This is a genomic window from Providencia huaxiensis, assembly GCF_002843235.3.
GTDB lineage: Bacteria > Pseudomonadota > Gammaproteobacteria > Enterobacterales > Enterobacteriaceae > Providencia > Providencia huaxiensis.
Map to the genome: position 1 here is coordinate 3,075,286 of NZ_CP031123.2, position 17,259 is coordinate 3,092,544.

General features: G+C 37.6%; 14 protein-coding genes. 6 read left to right on the forward strand and 8 right to left on the reverse strand.

Translation table 11 applies throughout. From position 1 onward, the window contains the following. Positions 1-256 precede the first annotated feature (256 nt). Both dusB and fis read left to right on the forward strand, forming a co-directional pair. The gene (dusB, locus tag CYG50_RS15835) at positions 257-1,240 is read left to right on the forward strand and encodes a tRNA dihydrouridine synthase DusB (RefSeq protein ID WP_102137956.1); all 984 of its coding nucleotides are present in this window, start codon (positions 257-259) and stop codon (positions 1,238-1,240) included. A gap of 7 nt (positions 1,241-1,247) precedes the next feature. Continuing rightward, entirely contained in the window at positions 1,248-1,544 is a 297-nt protein-coding gene (gene fis / locus CYG50_RS15840; protein ID WP_004258438.1) for a DNA-binding transcriptional regulator Fis, read from the forward strand. A 97-nt stretch (positions 1,545-1,641) separates the two neighbouring features. On the opposite strand, the gene CYG50_RS15845 is transcribed toward fis, so the two are convergent. After that, the gene (locus CYG50_RS15845; RefSeq protein WP_102137957.1) at positions 1,642-3,198 is read right to left on the reverse strand and encodes a methyl-accepting chemotaxis protein; all 1,557 of its coding nucleotides are present in this window, start codon (positions 3,196-3,198) and stop codon (positions 1,642-1,644) included. A gap of 472 nt (positions 3,199-3,670) precedes the next feature. Between CYG50_RS15845 and CYG50_RS15850 the strand changes: the two genes are divergently transcribed. Together CYG50_RS15850 and CYG50_RS15855 are read left to right on the forward strand one after the other, a co-directional pair. Continuing rightward, positions 3,671-5,806 (forward strand): TonB-dependent receptor, encoded by a 2,136-nt coding sequence (locus tag CYG50_RS15850; protein WP_229597481.1) that lies wholly within the window; start codon positions 3,671-3,673, stop codon positions 5,804-5,806. 173 nt (positions 5,807-5,979) lie between these two features. After that, positions 5,980-6,804: an energy transducer TonB gene (locus tag CYG50_RS15855; RefSeq protein WP_168222869.1), complete on the forward strand. Its 825-nt coding sequence runs from the start codon at positions 5,980-5,982 to the stop codon at positions 6,802-6,804. A 91-nt stretch (positions 6,805-6,895) separates the two neighbouring features. On the opposite strand, the gene CYG50_RS15860 is transcribed toward CYG50_RS15855, so the two are convergent. From CYG50_RS15860 to CYG50_RS15880, 5 genes are all read right to left on the reverse strand, one after another. Continuing rightward, positions 6,896-8,143 carry an aromatic amino acid transporter gene (locus tag CYG50_RS15860; RefSeq protein ID WP_102137960.1) on the reverse strand — a complete coding sequence of 416 codons (1,248 nt, stop codon included), beginning with the start codon at positions 8,141-8,143 and terminating at the stop codon, positions 6,896-6,898. A 63-nt stretch (positions 8,144-8,206) separates the two neighbouring features. After that, positions 8,207-9,610 carry a tryptophanase gene (locus CYG50_RS15865; RefSeq protein WP_102137961.1) on the reverse strand — a complete coding sequence of 468 codons (1,404 nt, stop codon included), beginning with the start codon at positions 9,608-9,610 and terminating at the stop codon, positions 8,207-8,209. 531 nt (positions 9,611-10,141) lie between these two features. Next, positions 10,142-10,798, reverse strand: a complete 657-nt coding sequence (locus CYG50_RS15870; protein ID WP_102137962.1) for a DUF799 domain-containing protein — start codon at positions 10,796-10,798, stop codon at positions 10,142-10,144. Beyond that, on the reverse strand, positions 10,795-11,148 hold the full coding sequence (locus CYG50_RS15875) for a DUF4810 domain-containing protein (protein ID WP_102137963.1): 354 nt from the start codon (positions 11,146-11,148) through the stop codon (positions 10,795-10,797). The genes CYG50_RS15870 and CYG50_RS15875 overlap by 4 nt, the downstream gene beginning before the upstream one ends. 9 nt (positions 11,149-11,157) lie before the next feature. Then, positions 11,158-11,832, reverse strand: a complete 675-nt coding sequence (locus CYG50_RS15880; RefSeq protein ID WP_102137964.1) for a CsgG/HfaB family protein — start codon at positions 11,830-11,832, stop codon at positions 11,158-11,160. Between the two features lie 578 nt (positions 11,833-12,410). Between CYG50_RS15880 and CYG50_RS15885 the strand changes: the two genes are divergently transcribed. Then, positions 12,411-13,706: an MFS transporter gene (locus CYG50_RS15885; protein ID WP_102137965.1), complete on the forward strand. Its 1,296-nt coding sequence runs from the start codon at positions 12,411-12,413 to the stop codon at positions 13,704-13,706. A gap of 67 nt (positions 13,707-13,773) precedes the next feature. Here the strand turns inward: CYG50_RS15885 and CYG50_RS15890 are convergent, their stop codons facing one another. Further along, complete coding sequence (locus CYG50_RS15890) at positions 13,774-14,904, reverse strand: hypothetical protein (RefSeq protein WP_102137966.1); 1,131 nt, start codon at positions 14,902-14,904, stop codon at positions 13,774-13,776. Next, a complete protein-coding gene (locus CYG50_RS15895) occupies positions 14,901-16,154 on the reverse strand; it encodes a hypothetical protein (protein WP_232368203.1) in 1,254 nt (417 codons plus the stop codon). Before CYG50_RS15895 ends, CYG50_RS15890 begins: the two co-directional genes overlap by 4 nt. Positions 16,155-16,532: 378 nt before the next feature. Here CYG50_RS15895 and hutC point away from each other — a divergent pair, with 378 nt between their 5' ends. Beyond that, positions 16,533-17,246, forward strand: coding sequence for a histidine utilization transcriptional repressor HutC (gene hutC, locus CYG50_RS15900; RefSeq protein ID WP_102137967.1), 714 nt, complete (start codon positions 16,533-16,535; stop codon positions 17,244-17,246). Positions 17,247-17,259 lie beyond the last annotated feature (13 nt).

Sequence of the window (17,259 nt, forward strand, 5' to 3'; positions counted from 1 at the left end):
TTATAGCTCAAATATTGCTCAATAGCTGGCGATAATCTGTTCTGCACGAGATTTGAACAGCACAACCGTTATTTTAATAAATCGTTATAGGATGAACTTAACTATTTGTTAAATATAACTAATTTTATTTTTGCAAAAATGCAAGATAAAAAAATTAGTGATAAATAACCGTTTGCTCAAAGTTTGTCCTTTCATATCTCGTAAAAAATGCGTAATATACGCGCCCTTGCAGTCACAGTATGGCCCCCATTTAGTTATGCGAATCGGACAATATCAGTTGAGAAACTGTCTTATTGCTGCCCCCATGGCAGGCATTACAGATAAGCCGTTTAGGTCGCTCTGTTATGACATGGGTGCTGGGATGACAGTATCAGAGATGCTTTCTTCTAATCCTCAAGTTTGGAAGACCGACAAATCTAGACTTAGAATGGTTCATCGCGATGAACTTGGGGTTCGTTCCGTGCAAATAGCTGGCAATGATCCCGATGAAATGGCTGCCGCGGCTCAAATTAACGTTGAGAGTGGCGCTCAAATCATTGATATCAACATGGGCTGTCCAGCTAAAAAAGTGAATCGTAAGCTTGCAGGCTCTGCACTGCTACGCTACCCAGAAATCGTGAAATCGATTCTTGAAGGTGTCGTCAAAGCAGTGGATGTGCCAGTTACCCTTAAGATCCGCACAGGCTGGTCACCTGAAGAGCGAAACTGCATAGAGATTGCCAAATTGGCCGAAGATTGCGGCATTCAAGCTCTCACTATTCATGGCAGAACTAGAGCCTGTCTGTTTAATGGGGAAGCTGAATACGACAACATTCGGGCAGTTAAGCAGACTGTTACCATTCCGGTTATTGCCAATGGCGACATTACTGACCCGCTAAAAGCCAGGGCTGTTTTAGACTACACAGGGGCGGATGCCTTGATGGTAGGCAGAGCGGCTCAGGGAAGACCTTGGATCTTCCGGGAAATCCAGCATTATCTGGACACAGGTGAAATATTGCCACCAATGCCAGTGGCAGAGGTAAGGCGTATTATGCTAGCGCATGTACAGGAATTGCACGACTTTTACGGTCAAGGCAAAGGAGCCCGTATAGCGCGCAAACATGTTTCTTGGTACTTAAAAGAACATGCACCTGATGACCAGTTTCGGCGCTCATTCAACACCATTGAGGATGCCAGCGAACAGCTGGAGGTGTTGGAGGCATTTTTTGAAAATTTTTGCGTAAATAAAGATAAGAGCTGACAGAACTATGTTCGAACAACGCGTAAATTCTGACGTACTAACCGTTGCTACTGTAAATTCACAAGATCAAGTAACTCAAAAACCGTTACGTGACTCAGTTAAGCAAGCACTGAAGAACTATTTTGCTCAATTAAATAATCAAGATGTTAATGATTTATATGAGCTGGTATTGGCTGAAGTAGAACAGCCTTTGTTGGACATGGTTATGCAATATACCCGTGGAAACCAGACCCGTGCAGCCCTAATGATGGGTATCAACCGCGGAACTCTGCGTAAGAAACTGAAAAAATACGGCATGAACTAATCCTAGTCGGTTAATGCAGTGTTTTTGTGAGCCCTCACTGTAACGCAGTGAGGGCTTTTTATTTGCAAAAATAATGGCTAGTTGCCAAAATAATGTGCTAGGCCATTTGGGTGGATAAACTGAACTGCTGAACAGCTTGTTGTAATTCTTGCGTTTGCTCCGCTAATGAACTGGCCGCTGTAGCCACTTGCTCAACTAAAGCCGCATTTTGCTGCGTAACACCGTCCATCTGTGTAATAGCGACCCCAACTTGGGCTATCCCTTTGCTCTGCTCTTCTGAAGCCACCGTGATTTGCGCCATAATTGCAGTCACTTCATTGACTCCCTGTAAAATATGCTCCATCGTTTTCCCCATCTCATTCACCAACCCCGTTCCTTTTTGTACGCAAGTTCCTGAATCTGCAATAAGCCGTTCAATTTCCATCGCAGCTTCCGCACTGTGGCTCGCTAACTTGCGTACTTCTGCAGCGACTACCATAAAGCCGCGTCCATGCACACCAGCACGAGCGGCTTCGATGGAAGCATTGAGCGCCAAAATATTAGTTTGGAAACTAATATCGTTAATCATGTTGATAATATCAGCGATTTTTTGTGAGCTTTGAGAGATTTCAGTCATGGTCACGACAACCGAATCAACAATACTATTCCCTTTATTAGCGGCCACAAACGCTTCGCCTACAAGTTGATTAGCTTGATGTGTGTTTTCCATATTCAGTTGAACTGCTGCGGTAATTTCCTCCATACTCGCAGCTGTCTCTTCCAAAGCAGCGGCCTGCTCTTCTGTTCGTGATGAAAGGTCGCTATTACCATTTGAAATCTCACTTGCTCCCAGATAAATATTTTCACTTCCTTGCCGGATTGAATTGACCGATTCACTTAAGTCTTTTCTCATCCCTTCAAGTATTGGAAACAATTTTCCTACACAACTATTTCCGAATGGCTGTATAGGATGGCTTAAATCGCCTTTGGCGATATCGATAAAATGCTGCCTTAATAAGCCTAATGGTTTTTGCATCATCTCTGCCATATAGCGATCCGTAAAAATGAGCATAAAGATCCCTAATATTGCCGTGATAATCATAACCATTCGCGTAATATCCATCACGTTATCAACATGATTTCGAGCTTGGCTAATCAACTCTTCTGCAGTTTGGTTGAATTTTTGAATTGATGCACCAAACGTTCGGCTCAATGCAGGAGTGACATTGTGGGCGTGAGATAAATATTTATTGGTATCACTTTCCATACTAAGGGTTAATTGAGGTTTTACCCCATCATCAAGTAGTGCTTGCCAGTTATTAATTGCCTGTTCTGCTATTTCAGGCGTCATTGGCCCAGGGGAAATCAATTTCATCTGCTCTAAATATTTTTCCATATTGGACATCGCCTCTTTGACTGGGCCATAATCCACCGTTTTCCCTTCACTTTTACTTTCCATTACTCGGGTTAACCGAGTGACAAAACGAAAATATTGGTCATTTCCCTGACTAATTACCGTCATTTGCTGCACTAATTGTCTATCGATGTCATTTCCATCTGCGATACGTGATAGTGACCAACCACTGTATACATTCGTTCCCCCCAAGATCAGGCACAAAATACTTAATAATACGAAGACCACAGTGCGGATTGAGTAATTTCGAAGTTTCTGCATAGAATTTCTCTTTCGCTGGGATAAAATAAGGATATTTAACTTTATCGGCACTATAGAGAAATATTTTAACCACTGTATTTGGTTGATTTTTACCCAAAATAAGTAAAAGCACTTATATTTCAAAAGGGTTACTATTTGATTTTGGAAATCAAAGAATAATAAAAATTTGAGATTAATATGAGGAATTTGAAGTAGATCGCTAAATGCAAACATCCAACCTGGGTAAATGAACCAGCCTTATCGCTATTATCACACCTAACCTAGTGCAAAAATTGCTACCCACTCAATTAGACACTCCGATAAGTCAACAGCTTATTTTCACTTAAATCAAATAATTAGCTACAGAATAAATTTGTTTAAATTAATTGATCTTGAAACTAACAATAATATAATAAGATTGATTATCATTTGCATTATCATTACAAAAGGCAAGCCTACTCCAATGAAAAACATTTCCTCCGTTGGAAACAATATGGTTAAATTTAAGCCAAGTTTTATTTGTTTCATTATTTTATCAACACTTTCTTTTACGACACATGCAGCCAATAAAGAACTTGAATCACCACAACTTCAAGAAACAACTGATGCTATTGAGCTACAAGATAGTTATGCACGACCTGACTATGTTGAAATAGAACGTTTACGAGACACCAAACAAATTATTGTTATTTCAAAAGAAGATATTCAAGGCAAAGGAAACCGCACAATCTCTGATGTGCTTAAATCCGTTCCTGGTATTAGTGTCGATACCTCTGGACAAGGTAATATTGACTTGCGGGGACAAGGGGCTGAAACCTCACAACGTAACCTACAAGTATTACTTGATGGGGCTCCAATTACCACATTAGCAAATCACCCTTATACCACTAACTACGATATTATTCCCGTTGAACAACTTGAGCGTATTGAGATCATTCCCGGTGGTGGAAGCGTTATTTACGGCTCAGGGACTGCCGGTGGCGTCATTAATATCACTTCAAATCTGAGAAGTATGGCTGATCCAAAAACAAGTGTTTTATCTGAATGGAACTCAGAAGGATATCGCTTAAATGCCAATTTGGGCGCTCGGGTTAATGATAAGTTTTCAATTTTAGGTACTGCCAGTAAACTAAATCGTGATCTTTACTATAAAGATACCTACCGTAATTCAGAATATTATTCATTAGGTGGAAGATGGGATCTTACCCCAGATCAAAGCCTCATGTTACGAGGAAGTCATCTCACTGAAAGTTCTCAATACGTGAAAACGCTCACATCACGTAATATCAAAAAGTATGGAAAAGACTACGTTCCACCAGACAAAACCGTCACTGTCGGTATTGATGAGAATGGTAAACTAATTAAAAAAACAATCAGCGGTTATCTGATCGGTGACCGCGAAGTCGATAGCTATAATTTAAGTTACCAAAATGCACTTACTGAAAAACTCAATTTTGCTACAGATGTTTTCTACACTGATGGTTTTTATACTAATAATGCCAACTGGGAACAAAAAGTTAATCAAAAAAGCCATGGAACAAAAATCAAATTAGATATCGGCTATCTCGATGATAGCAATCTACTTTTTGGTGTAGATTATGCAAAACAAAAGGCTTCTATTCATTATATTGGGAGCTATAAAAAAGACAGTAAAGGCCGATATTATGGGGTTCCTCATAATTTTGATTATGATAAAACAACAAAGGCAATTTATGTCCTTAACAGCCTAAAATCAGATCAATTTGTATTTACTCAAGGGTTGAGACGTGAATTGTCGGAATGGTCATTTGATAAAAGTGGCACAGTAAATGGGTCTGGTACTTCAGACCGTTGGAATACCGCAGCTGAACTTTCTCTTGCTTACCTTTATCGCGATACTGGCCGAATTTATGGGCGATACGAACGAGGCTACACCCTTCCCGATGGCTTGCAAATCAGCGACCAATCTGTCGTCAATGGTGAGAAAATTTACACTCCCACTAAGGCCGAAGATGAAAAATATGACTTATTTGAAGTCGGTTTAAGAGACAAACTAGCGTTTAGTACTGTCAATGTCACGTTCTGGACATCCAATACGAATAACCAGCTAAATCGTATTTATCTCACTAGTGTCAATGATGCGAAGACAATGAACTTGTTAAAAACTCGTCGCTGGGGAGCTGATGTTGACTTCCAACAGACACTCGGTGATTTCACTTTCCAAGAATCCTATTCATGGCTCAGAGGGCGTTCTGATTATAACAACCATGGCCGTCAGTTTTTGGAAGAAAACGGCAAAAATACCATTGATTACACAAAAAGTGGTTTAACTAAAGTGCCAGAGCACTCCGTTAAGCTAAAAGTAAAATACGACTTCACCGAAGATTTATCGGGAGATATTCAGTACACCTATTACGGTTCGTACAATAATTTCCTTTCTGATGCCAATAAAGAGGAAGATGGCGTTGTTAAATCACGTGAGCTCATTGACCTCAGTGTTCGTTACACACCAATTGAACATATCGAATTATATGGTGGCGTCACTAACTTAATGAATAAAACTTACTACGACTATGTTACTGCAGGTTATGGTTCATTGATTCCTGGAAATGAGCGCTCATTCTTCGCAGGTATTAAAGCTACCTACTGATTTAAACAGGAAACGTTTCAGTGACTATACACCCGTTTTTTCGTTATAAACTTGCTTTAGCGCTGTCACTCGTTATCCATATCATTGTCATTATGTTTATCGCCCTACAAATAGGTAGGGCGGTACCTATAGTGGAAGGGACGGAAACGATAACTTTATCTCTAGGGGGAGCAATGGGCTCTTCAGGGGGCACAGGAGAACAAAGTAGTAAGAGACAAGCGCAATTACAAGAAGTTGTATCAGAATCCCCCTCGAAGGCTGAAGCTGCTTCCCAACAGAAGCAGGTTAGCAAGTCTCAACCGAATGAAAGTAAAATACCTTCAAAAGCTCAACTTAAAAATTCATTGATTCCAGTGAATGTTCCCGTTGATAACACGATTGAATCGCCTTTACTCACGCAAAAAACAAAAGTAAATACAAAACCGGAAATCAGTCAGTCTGTACAAGGAAAAAAACAAGAAAAGCAAAGTAAATTACTGAACAATAACTCTCGAAATAACACAGAAAATCAACTTATTGCTAATAAGATAAGCCATGAGATGCAACAAGGCTCACAAGAAACGGCTAAAGAAATGCCATCTAATTTAACTGATGAAAATCATTCTTCCGCAAACCCATCCGCTTCAGAGAGTAATCAAAGTGGTAAAGGGAATAATATATTATCTGGTAATAGCCAATTTTCGGATAATGGTGATGGAAGTTATACTGCACTCGGTTCGAGTGGTATTTCCTATACAATTTTACAGGATGCAACCCCTAAGTATCCGAAAGAGGCTCGCTCCTTAGGTTATACAAAAGTGGTTAAAGTACAACTCCGGCTATTAGTTGGATTAGATGGTCAAATTGAGTCCGTTGAAATACTAAATAATAAAATTCCTGATTTAGGTTTTAAAGAAGAAGCGGTTAAAGCGATTAAAAAAATGGTCTTTAAGCCCATTGTTTATCAAGGACAAAATATTAAAATGTATTTTAAAAAAACCGTCATCTTTCAATATTAGCCACAAACCATCGTATCGTTGGATAGGAAAAAAGGTACAGCGAACCCTCACTGTACCTTTGCAGTTATTTTACAGCCTGTGTTTTGAAAAATTAACGGTATATCGGTAACAAATTAAACTGCGCTAACAATTGGCAAATAATGCCGACGACTCCAAAGGCGATAACGGCATAAATTAACCCTTTTCCGCCCCACACTTTGAATCTAGAATCAGGAAAACGTTCTCTTACTTTTAATGCCATAACAGCAGGGCAAATAATTGCCCAGATACATGCAGCCATACCTGCATAAGCTATAGCGATTAAAAAACCATTTGGGAATAACATGCAAAGAATAAGTGGTGGCAAGAAGCATAATAATGCAGATTTCATTCTACCCGATGGGTTGTCCTTAAAATTCAACGAAGCAAGAATGTAATCAAATAACCCAATTGCGACGCCTAAGAATGAACAAAATACAGCACTAATAGAGAACCACAGTAAGAATGTTGCGATATTTTTGCTATTGAGTACTGCATATAGTGATTCAATAAATGCATCTAAATTACCACCTTTATTGATAATAGTTAAAAACTCAGGTCTAGGTAGGTTTCCCATCGTTCCTAATATCCATAGAAAATAGAGAACCAATGCCAAAACACAACCAATAATACAGCTCTTAACAACCTTTCTTTCATTCTCATGGTATAACTTATATAAGCTACAAACGTTACCATGATAACCAAAAGATGTGATTGCATAGGGAATAATAATAAAAACAAATGGTAGTAATGATGCTTGCCCACCTTCTACTGGTGAGGTTAACAGTAAGTCTGTTTTAACAATAAGAAATAGTCCAGAGAAAGCCAGTACAAACAAAATTATTTTGATAAATAAAAATAGTGATGTTAAACGACTTGCCCCGATACCACTCCACCAAATACTCGCGCCTAAGATTAAGGTGAATAAAATAAATATCAATCTTAGATTTATGCTGTATCCGTAAATGGCAGCGGCTTCTTTAATAACTGAACCTGCTGCAGATATATAGGCATATATTAATATATAAAGTACAAATATTAATGCTATATTGGCAATGTAACATGCCCATTTTGGTAATAGTTCTTTAGATATAAAAAAGTAATTCGTTCCTGAACCATATTTTGATATACATTCTAGAATATATATTCCAGAGTGAAACATAAAAAAGCAAACAATTAATAAAATAACTACAGAGTTAATAAACCAAGCTCCTGCCATAATAGTAGGCAAACTAAACATTCCTGCCCCTATCATGGCACCGCCTAGCACAAAACCCCCTACCATTATGGAGGGTTCTTTCTTGGCTGCCGAATTATTCATGGTGTTTACCTTAAGAATAAGGATGAGGTTCCCGCATTGCACGGGAACCATAAGAACAACCTATTATTTAATTGGTTTTAATCTCGCAGTAAAGTGTCTTAATACTGGCGGTTCATATTCGAAATCTAGCCCTTTTAGGGTTGCAAATTTATCTTTTAAGCCAATCAGAGCATCTGCAATGTAATCCATGTGGTCATTGGTATAAACCCGTCTAGCAATCGTTAATCGCATAAACTCCATATCAGCATGTTTTTGTTTACCCGTTTCAGGATCACGGCCTAATAAGAATGAACCAATTTCAACCGCACGAACACCTGATTCTAAATAAAGTGCGTTAATTACCGCTTGAGCTGGGAACTGATCACCTGGAATATGTGGAACAAGTTTCTTACAGTCAACAAATACCGCATGGCCGCCTGTAGGATACTGAATTGAAATACCACCTTCACGTAAACGGTCACCTAAATATTTAACTTGGCCAATACGATAATGCAGATATTCTTCTCCAGCCCCTTCTTCAAGCCCCTGTACCATTGCTGCCATATCACGCCCTGCAAGACCACCATAAGTCACGAAACCTTCCATTGGTACGCAACGCTGTCTTGCTAAGGTAAAGATTTTTTCATCATTTTTAATACTGACTAACCCACCAATATTTAATAATGGGTCTTTTTTCGCTGACATTGTTAATGCATCAGCATATTTATACATATCGAGAATGATTTCTTTGATAGTAGAATTTTTATATTTAGGATCACGTTCTTTAATAAAATACGCATTTTCACAGAAGCGCGCAGAGTCCATAACAACAAAAATATTATGTTGTTTTGCAATTTCATAAACTTCTTTTAGGTTAGCCATAGATACTGGCTGACCGCCCGCACTATTACAAGTTACTGTAGAAACGATAGCCACAACGTTTTCTGCACCATGCTTTGCAATATTATCTTTTAATTTTTGAATATCAAAGTTACCTTTCCAGTCATCATAAGTATCCGAGTCATAGGCTTTTTCGGTAACAATATTAATTGCTTTACAACCGTTTAATTCAACGTGCGCTGCGGTTGTATCAAAGTGGAAGTTAGAAATAAATACAGGTTTTTTTGCGCCGCCTTGTTCCTGTTTAACTTTCAATAATACAGGGAACAACATATTTTCAGCACCGCGACCTTGGTGAGCAGGAATGATATAATCATAGTCAAACATCTCTTTCACTTTATCTTTTAAATCATAATAGTTACGAGATCCTGCATATGCTTCATCACCGGTGATCATTGCTGCCCACTGGTGGTCACTCATCGCATTGGTGCCTGAGTCAGTTAATAAATCAATATAAACCGCACTACTTGGCAGTAAAAATGGGTTATATCCTGCTTCTTTTAGCGCTGCTTCGCGTTCTTCTCTTGATGGAATACGGATATTTTCTACCATTTTAATACGGAATGGTTCTACAATTCTTTTAGCCATGATAATACCTTTAATTTTTCATTAAATAATAAATATTAGAGATTTAACCTATAATGAAATAAGTTAAAAAAACTTTAAGGAAAGAAAAAAGAAAGGTTATTTATTTGGAAAGAAGAAGGCTAAGGAAATATCAATATTGAACCATTTCTTCATATAGAAGAAATACCTTGATATAAGTGATTCGTTTAACAAGAACATACTATGACTCCTATCAACGAGGAATTAGTACAACCGACTGCCATTATATATATAACAGTTGTATTACCAAAGTAATCGCCATTGTCATAATATTGTACCTATATCACACTATTCTTGATATAGGCCAAAACAACTTGACTTAAATCACAGTATTAATCTCTATATCAAATTAAGAATTTAATATGATGATTTTTCGCTTAATCACACCAATTAAGATATACATAAATAATGTAATTAGATAATTGCACAGGTTAATTTAGCTTAAACTTATTGCAACTTAAGTTAAATTGGTAAAATATTTTTTATTTTACCCATTATTCAATCAATTAATAATTACTGAGCATCTTTGCCATATTTAGGTGATCTAGGCCCATATAAGATACCATTAGGCTTACCTGCAGATAATAACCTGACACTTGTTATACCCGCAATTGCATAGCTTTTGTCCGTCATTGTATCTACGATTTGGTTAACAACCGCTGAAACTAATGCTCCAATAATGCCATTTGAGGAAGAATTATTTTCAGCACTCGATGCCGTCGCGGAGCCACTCCATAATAATGTCCCTGTTCTGGCATCAACCAATTTCGCATCCGCGGTGACCCGAGTGTCACTAGAAATGACCTGATAACTTGTACCATACTCAGTAATATTCAAATAAAGTACTGCATCAGTACCAAAAATTTCGCGCAATTTTGCAGGTGGAACAGCCTGAATATCGCCCGCATTTGTTATCCCATTTTGCTTAAATGTTTCTTCAACAACAGCAACAGGGAAAACATAATAACCCGCTTCAGCTAAAGGAAGCGTCGTTTGTGATAATAATCCATGACTGGCTTGTACTTCTGGTGAGCTATTTTGTGGTAACAGCACCAGAATACTTTTGGGCTTACTTTGATTAAATGCCGTGTAATCAACTTTCGTTGGCTGAGCACACCCCGTTAATAACCATGTCATTATCAATCCACAGACTATAAGTAAATGTTTCATTTTACTTTTCCTTTATTCTTCATGAGAAAATCCATGTAAGCCGCAGATTCTGGATACAATGCTTTTTCTGCAGTAAATTCTTGCATTGCAAGATCAATCGCTCCGGTTGTTGAATACAATAACCCTAAATGCGCATGCAGCCCCGGTGGAGTTGCCAAACCATTTGCTTTACTCATTTCCAAATTCTTTTTCAAAGCTTGAATTTGTTCTTGAGGGCCAGTTTCTGTTTGTTGGTAATATTGGTAAACCGTTGTTTGATAACCGTCCCAGTGATATAGCGGTTTTGGTTCATTAGCACAGCCATTTAATAAAATAGTACCGGCTAAAACAGCCAATAATTTAATTTTCATGTTATTCCCTTATTTAGCTGGCTGCCATGCACCACTTTCAATACCAGAAACTAAGTTATTTACAGCTTCCCTAATTGCTAAATCTAATACTTTGCCATTTAAAGTTGAGTCATAACTGGCTGTGCCACCAAAACCAATCACTTCCCTATTTGATAATTCATATTCACCAGCACCTTGTGAAGAAAATACCACTTCAGATGTTTGAACATTAACAACGTTTAAATTAACTTTGGCATAAGCGACTTGTGATTTTCCACGCCCTAAAATACCGAATAACTGGCGATCTCCTACTTCTTTTCGCCCAAATTCAGTCACATCACCAGTAATCACGTAAGTTGCACCTTTTAACTGTTGCGATTGGCCTTTAATTCCAGCTTCTTCTTTAAGTTCTTGCATATTTGCACGGTCTAATACATTAAAACGCCCCGTTTGCTGCAAATGTGTCATCAAAATAGTTTTAGATTGATTACCTAAGCGATCAACGCCATCAGAGAAAATGCCATTCATATAACTAGAACGATTATCAAATTTCCCTATTGATATTGGGCTTTTAGGACCTGAATATTGCGTGTTATATGTTGCAACTTTTTCTACGGCTAAGGAACGAGAAGATTCTTTAGCACAACCGGTTAATAATGCACTTGCAATAAAAATTGATGCAATGCTGATTTTGGATATATTCATTTAGCTATCTCAATTAAAAGAAAATTAGAATTAGAATTAATTTTTGCATTGTTATTTTGCATTAAATGAAAAACCGAATCTAGTCAAGATTACTTATTTTTTATCTTATATTTAGTTTTACTTTCAATTACTATAGTATTCATAAAGTAACTAGGGTTTACTAAAATGGTTTTCCAAAATAAAATCAACCGTTTGATTATGTATTGATAGATTTAGAGGAAATGATTTAATTAGTAATCTTTAGTGATGATATCTAATATGGCCACGTATAATTAGTAATGTATAGTATTAACTGTATTTATTGGATTCTAATTATAATTTCCTAATTAGCGGTTATATTTCCATATAATAAGTTAAAGTTGTCTATTTTTTCAATGTGTCATTGGAAAGAGGCCTTTCTCATCTTGCATGTGCAGATTTACTGCAAACTATATCCATTTCCTGCATTAATTTAACCTTTAGTTAACATTAAGCATTGTACTTTACCTTAGAAACGTTGAGTGTAACTAAGTCACCTTGGACTCAAGAAATAGGCTTGTAATTAAAAAAATCAAACCCTCACCATAAGAGAGTTAGCCATGACAATGCAAACAATCGCAGTGAAATCATTTGGTTCTACAAAAACAACATCTAAAGTTTTACTCATTTGTTGGATGAGTATTTTATTTGAAGGTTATGATGTCGGTGTTATGGGGGCAGTTTTACCTACACTTGCTGAATATAAACAGTGGAATTTATCTCCTCTAGAACTAGGTGCTTTGAGTAGCTATGCGCTTGTTGGGATGTTTTTCGGCGCGTTTATCATCGGTACTTTGAGTGAATTGTATGGTCGGCGCCGCATGTTACTTGCTTGTGTTACCTTATTTTCATTGACCATGTTAGGCGCAGCATTCGCACCAACACCTTGGCTTTTTGGTTTAATGCGTTTTATTGGTGGCATTGGTTTAGGAGGAGTTATTCCTGTTGCAGCGGCACTCACGATTGAATATTCCCCAACAGAAAAACGCTCTTTTAACTATGGAATTATGTATTCAGGATATTCATTAGGTATATTAAGTGCCGCGCTCGTCGCAATGTGGTTATTAGAACACTTTGGTTGGCGTAGCGTGATTGCATTTGGTGCATTACCTCTATTACTTATTTGGCCAATGGCGCGTATTCTGCCTGAGTCATTAGAATATTTGACACACAAGGGCTTACATTCTGAAGCTCAAACTCTCGCTAAAAAACTCGACATTGATTACCAATCATCTTCAGAATATGTGCAACATAAATCACAAAGTATTAAAGAGATTGTAGCAGTCGTATTTGCTTGGCGTCATTTGCGTGCCACCGCTTGCTTCTGGGTTGCATTATTCTGTGGGATGCTATTAGTTTACGGGTTAAATACTTGGCTGCCATCTATTATGCGAAAAGAAGGTTATAACCTTGGCTCTAGTTTAACATTTTTAATTGTGTTCAGTTTAGCCTCCGCATTAGGTGGATTATTTCTCGGAAAAATTGCAGATAAATATGGCGTACGTAATTCTGTCGCATTTTTCTTTTTACTGGGTGCAATCGGTGTGGGTTGCTTGATATTCAAGCAAAATATCTATATGAATTACGTTCTCGTGGCTTTTGCAGGTGTTGGAAGTATTTCTGCCGCACTCATATTAACGGGTTATATTGCCAATTATTATCCATCCAATGCACGAGCTTCCGCAACAGGTTGGGCCCTCAGTTTTTCTCGAATTGGCGCAATGACAGGCCCTATGTTTGGTGCTTATATCGCTAGCCTGGGGATTGCCACTAGCTGGAATTTTATTGCTTTTGCTATCGTTGCCGTCATCGCAGCTACCGCGGTTATTTTGTTACCTAAACAACGCGCACTATAATGACAAAAAAGGATAGGGTTTTCCCCTATCCTTCTTGAATGAGAACGCACTAAACCATCACTAGGTATCAATGCAAAGATTGATAAGAAACTTGAGCTCCCTTAGTTAATTTATCTTCATTCGAATAAGTACTTTCTATTTCAATTAAGGATTGATCCGCCATATTGTATATTTTGTTATACAAAGGAAACTGAGGACGATAACGGATCTCTTTCGTGGCAAAATCCATCATTAAATATTGTTGCGAACCTCTAACTATATTCGAAACAATTAAACCTTGATTGCCGACTTCTAAGCTGTTCATGTGGTTATAACCGCTTTCTGCCATCACCTCAAAATGACCATTAGTATGAAATTGCATCAAAGAAAATAAGCGACGTGAGGGCTCTTGAGCAACTACAAAAATATCACCATTACGATTTTGTGCTGATTCATTGATCCTGACAGGCAGCCATTTACTGCTAATAACCTGTTTTGTTGAGATATCCATAATAACTTCTAATGATCCCATTTGGTTGCCATAGCTATACCACATCACTATTTTATCTCGATATGTTGCATAAGAAAAATTTGAATTTCCTTCAATTTCTTCAGGATATAATGACTTGGCTAAATCTCGAACATTCATAAAATGTTCCCATGTCATTCCTTTATCAGCACTGATAAAAATATTTTCATTATCCGCAACAACATAGAAAGGAGAGCTTTTAGATAAGTAGATTTTTCCCATAATCAACGTTGAAAATAGCTTGCCAGTTTTTTTACTCCAAGGTGTAAATTCACTCACTGAAAAATCAGTTAAGTTAATTTTTTGATAGCCATCACTGAACATCATTAAACATTGTTTTCTTTCACAAACCGCATTATAGAAACTTTGATCGCTATGAGTAATAAAATGCACGCCATTATTATCTGCAAATAAAATCTGGTTATCATATTCGCTTGAAGGCATATAAGTATTATAAGAAGAGTAATAATAATTAGAACGGCCACTTTTTTTAGCTACAATTAGCATCCCATTTTCTGCTGGAAATGTTGTTGCAAAATCATAACTACCAATCGGGAAGCTATTTTTATTGTGGTTTTTCCACTGCCAATCAACCGTACCAGCACGAATAAAAATAATAAAAGTGAAAGCGAGACTTAGTGCAAACACCAAAGCCAAAAAGAGAAAACGTTTACTCAGAAATGGGTTCATGAGCGCACCTCCGTCACATAATCCGTTTGGCCATTATTACGACGTAAATGCTTCAAAATATATTGCGCTTGATAATACCCACTTCCACGCTGAGATAATTTAAAATATATCGCCACGCACAAAGCAATAAGAAAACTGATACCGAATAAAATCGTTACTGCGAAACTGATAAATAGCACACCTGTATCCACAATATTAACCCAGTCCCAATAATCCCAATATCCGCCTTTCTCTAGGGTTTCGGAAATTGATAACCCTCCGGCCATAAAGACAAAGAACATTAAAAGTAAGCAAACGAACCCCCACAGCCCGAAATAAAAACCTCGTTCTTGAGGAGCCCCCTTACCAATCAAGCTATAGGCAAGTCCGTCTTGGTGATTGTAAATACCAAAAATTACCTGATCTTTTGAATGCGCTTGGATATTTTTATGAAAAACCTCAAGTTCGTCACCTTGGGCAATAAAGAGATTATGGTTGTTAAATAATGGCTCATTAGCTGAAACCAAAACATCCATATGGCTTTTATTAATCTGCAAGCCGATATGATTAAGCTTTTGTTCTGTATCCCCTCTTGCAACGGTTAAGCTAAGGGTTGAGGTAATATTAACCTTCCCACGAGTGGTGAGTAGTGACGCTTTATCACGATAATTATCGACTGATTGACGCAATTTACGGGCTTTGGCTTTCGAGGTTTTAATCCCTGGAATGTTAATTTCCTGCTCTTGCTCGCTTTTTTGGTATTGCCCATCAATAACCAAATCCAACGCCTTTAAAATTCGCTTTCGTTTTGGACTTAAAATATATTTGGTTTCGGCCAATGCAAGGCCAAACAGAACGATCCCGCCGAAAGCTGCTAAACCTAGAATTGCCACTAGGATGATCATTAAGAAACTATCATCTGCATTAATAAAACAGTAATACACTGCAGGAATTAGCATCATTAACAACAATGAAACTAAATATTGTATTCCTAACTTTCGAGTAAAACCGACTGTTCTGTCAGGCTCTAAACGACCATGCTTTTCATGGTAAACCCATTTAACCCAATAGCTTCCATCGTTCATCTCTTCTGCGCAAATTATCAATGAGTCACCTTGCTGTATGCGCTCTAAAAAAATTTCGCTATTTGAAAAATCATCCTGATTAAAGAAAAATACTTTTTCACAAGCAATCAGTCTTACCATCCCCATTGGGCTGACATTTCGATAATCACACTGAGTAAGATTGACATGGAAATATTGAGCTCGCATGAATAGTGCCTAATTTGCTAAGTAAATTTAACATTATGATAATAAATAAAGGTATATAGCCCTAGCAAAACTTACCTTATAATAAAATAATTCAGACAATGATTAACGCCTTTAACCGCCAATTATCTTAGGCGTTATACTCTAAATAATTCATGGTGCAGTTAGGCGACAAATGAATGAGACGCTAGGAGCCTACACCAGTAGGTGACTAGTGCGAATGAGTGCAGTCAACAACACGGCAACGTGAAGTATGACGAGTATAACTAGCAAAGCCCATAATTACTGATAAACTGCATTACATACAAAGTTTGTGAGTGAAATGTGGCAATAAAACAATTTTACCACTCCTTCCTTTAACAATAATTTTGAATGACAGCGATGACATCACAACCTGCATATAAGCAAATTCAGTCTTACATTTTACGCAGTATTGATTTAGGAATTTTTAAGCCTGAAACTCAAATTCCCACAGAACTTGAGCTGTGCGCTCAATTTAATGTGAGCCGTATGACGGTGAATAAGGCCATTTCCGAGTTAAGCCAAAAAGGGATCTTGAATCGTATTGCAGGAAAAGGCACATTTGTTGCCACTCAAAAACATGAACTCCCCGTTACAAAAGCATTTGATATTTTTGATGAAATTTCAACAAGCGGTAATAAATATAGCGGTCACCAATTACAGCTTAAAATTATTTCGGCATCAGCAGAAATCGCGCTACAGCTAGGAATTAGTGAAGGAAGTGATGTGGGTTACTGTAAAGTTCTACATTTTGAAAATGATATTCCTTTAATGTTAGAAGAACGCTATGTTAATCATGCCATTGTGCCTGATTTTGTTAAGCAAAAATATGGTGACACTGAAACGCCGAGCGGTTATTTACAACGCCATTTTCCTGTTAGTGAAATGGAACATACTATTGAAGCCGCATTAGCCACAAAATCCATTGCTCAATCATTATCAATTAAAGAAAACTCACCTTGCTTACAACTTAGCCGTCGCACTTGGACAGGTAGCACTCTAATTAGCTACGTTAATATGATCACAGCTGGCTCGCGTTACAAATTAAAATTACATTCGCGAATTGAGAATTAATGCAAAATAAAAA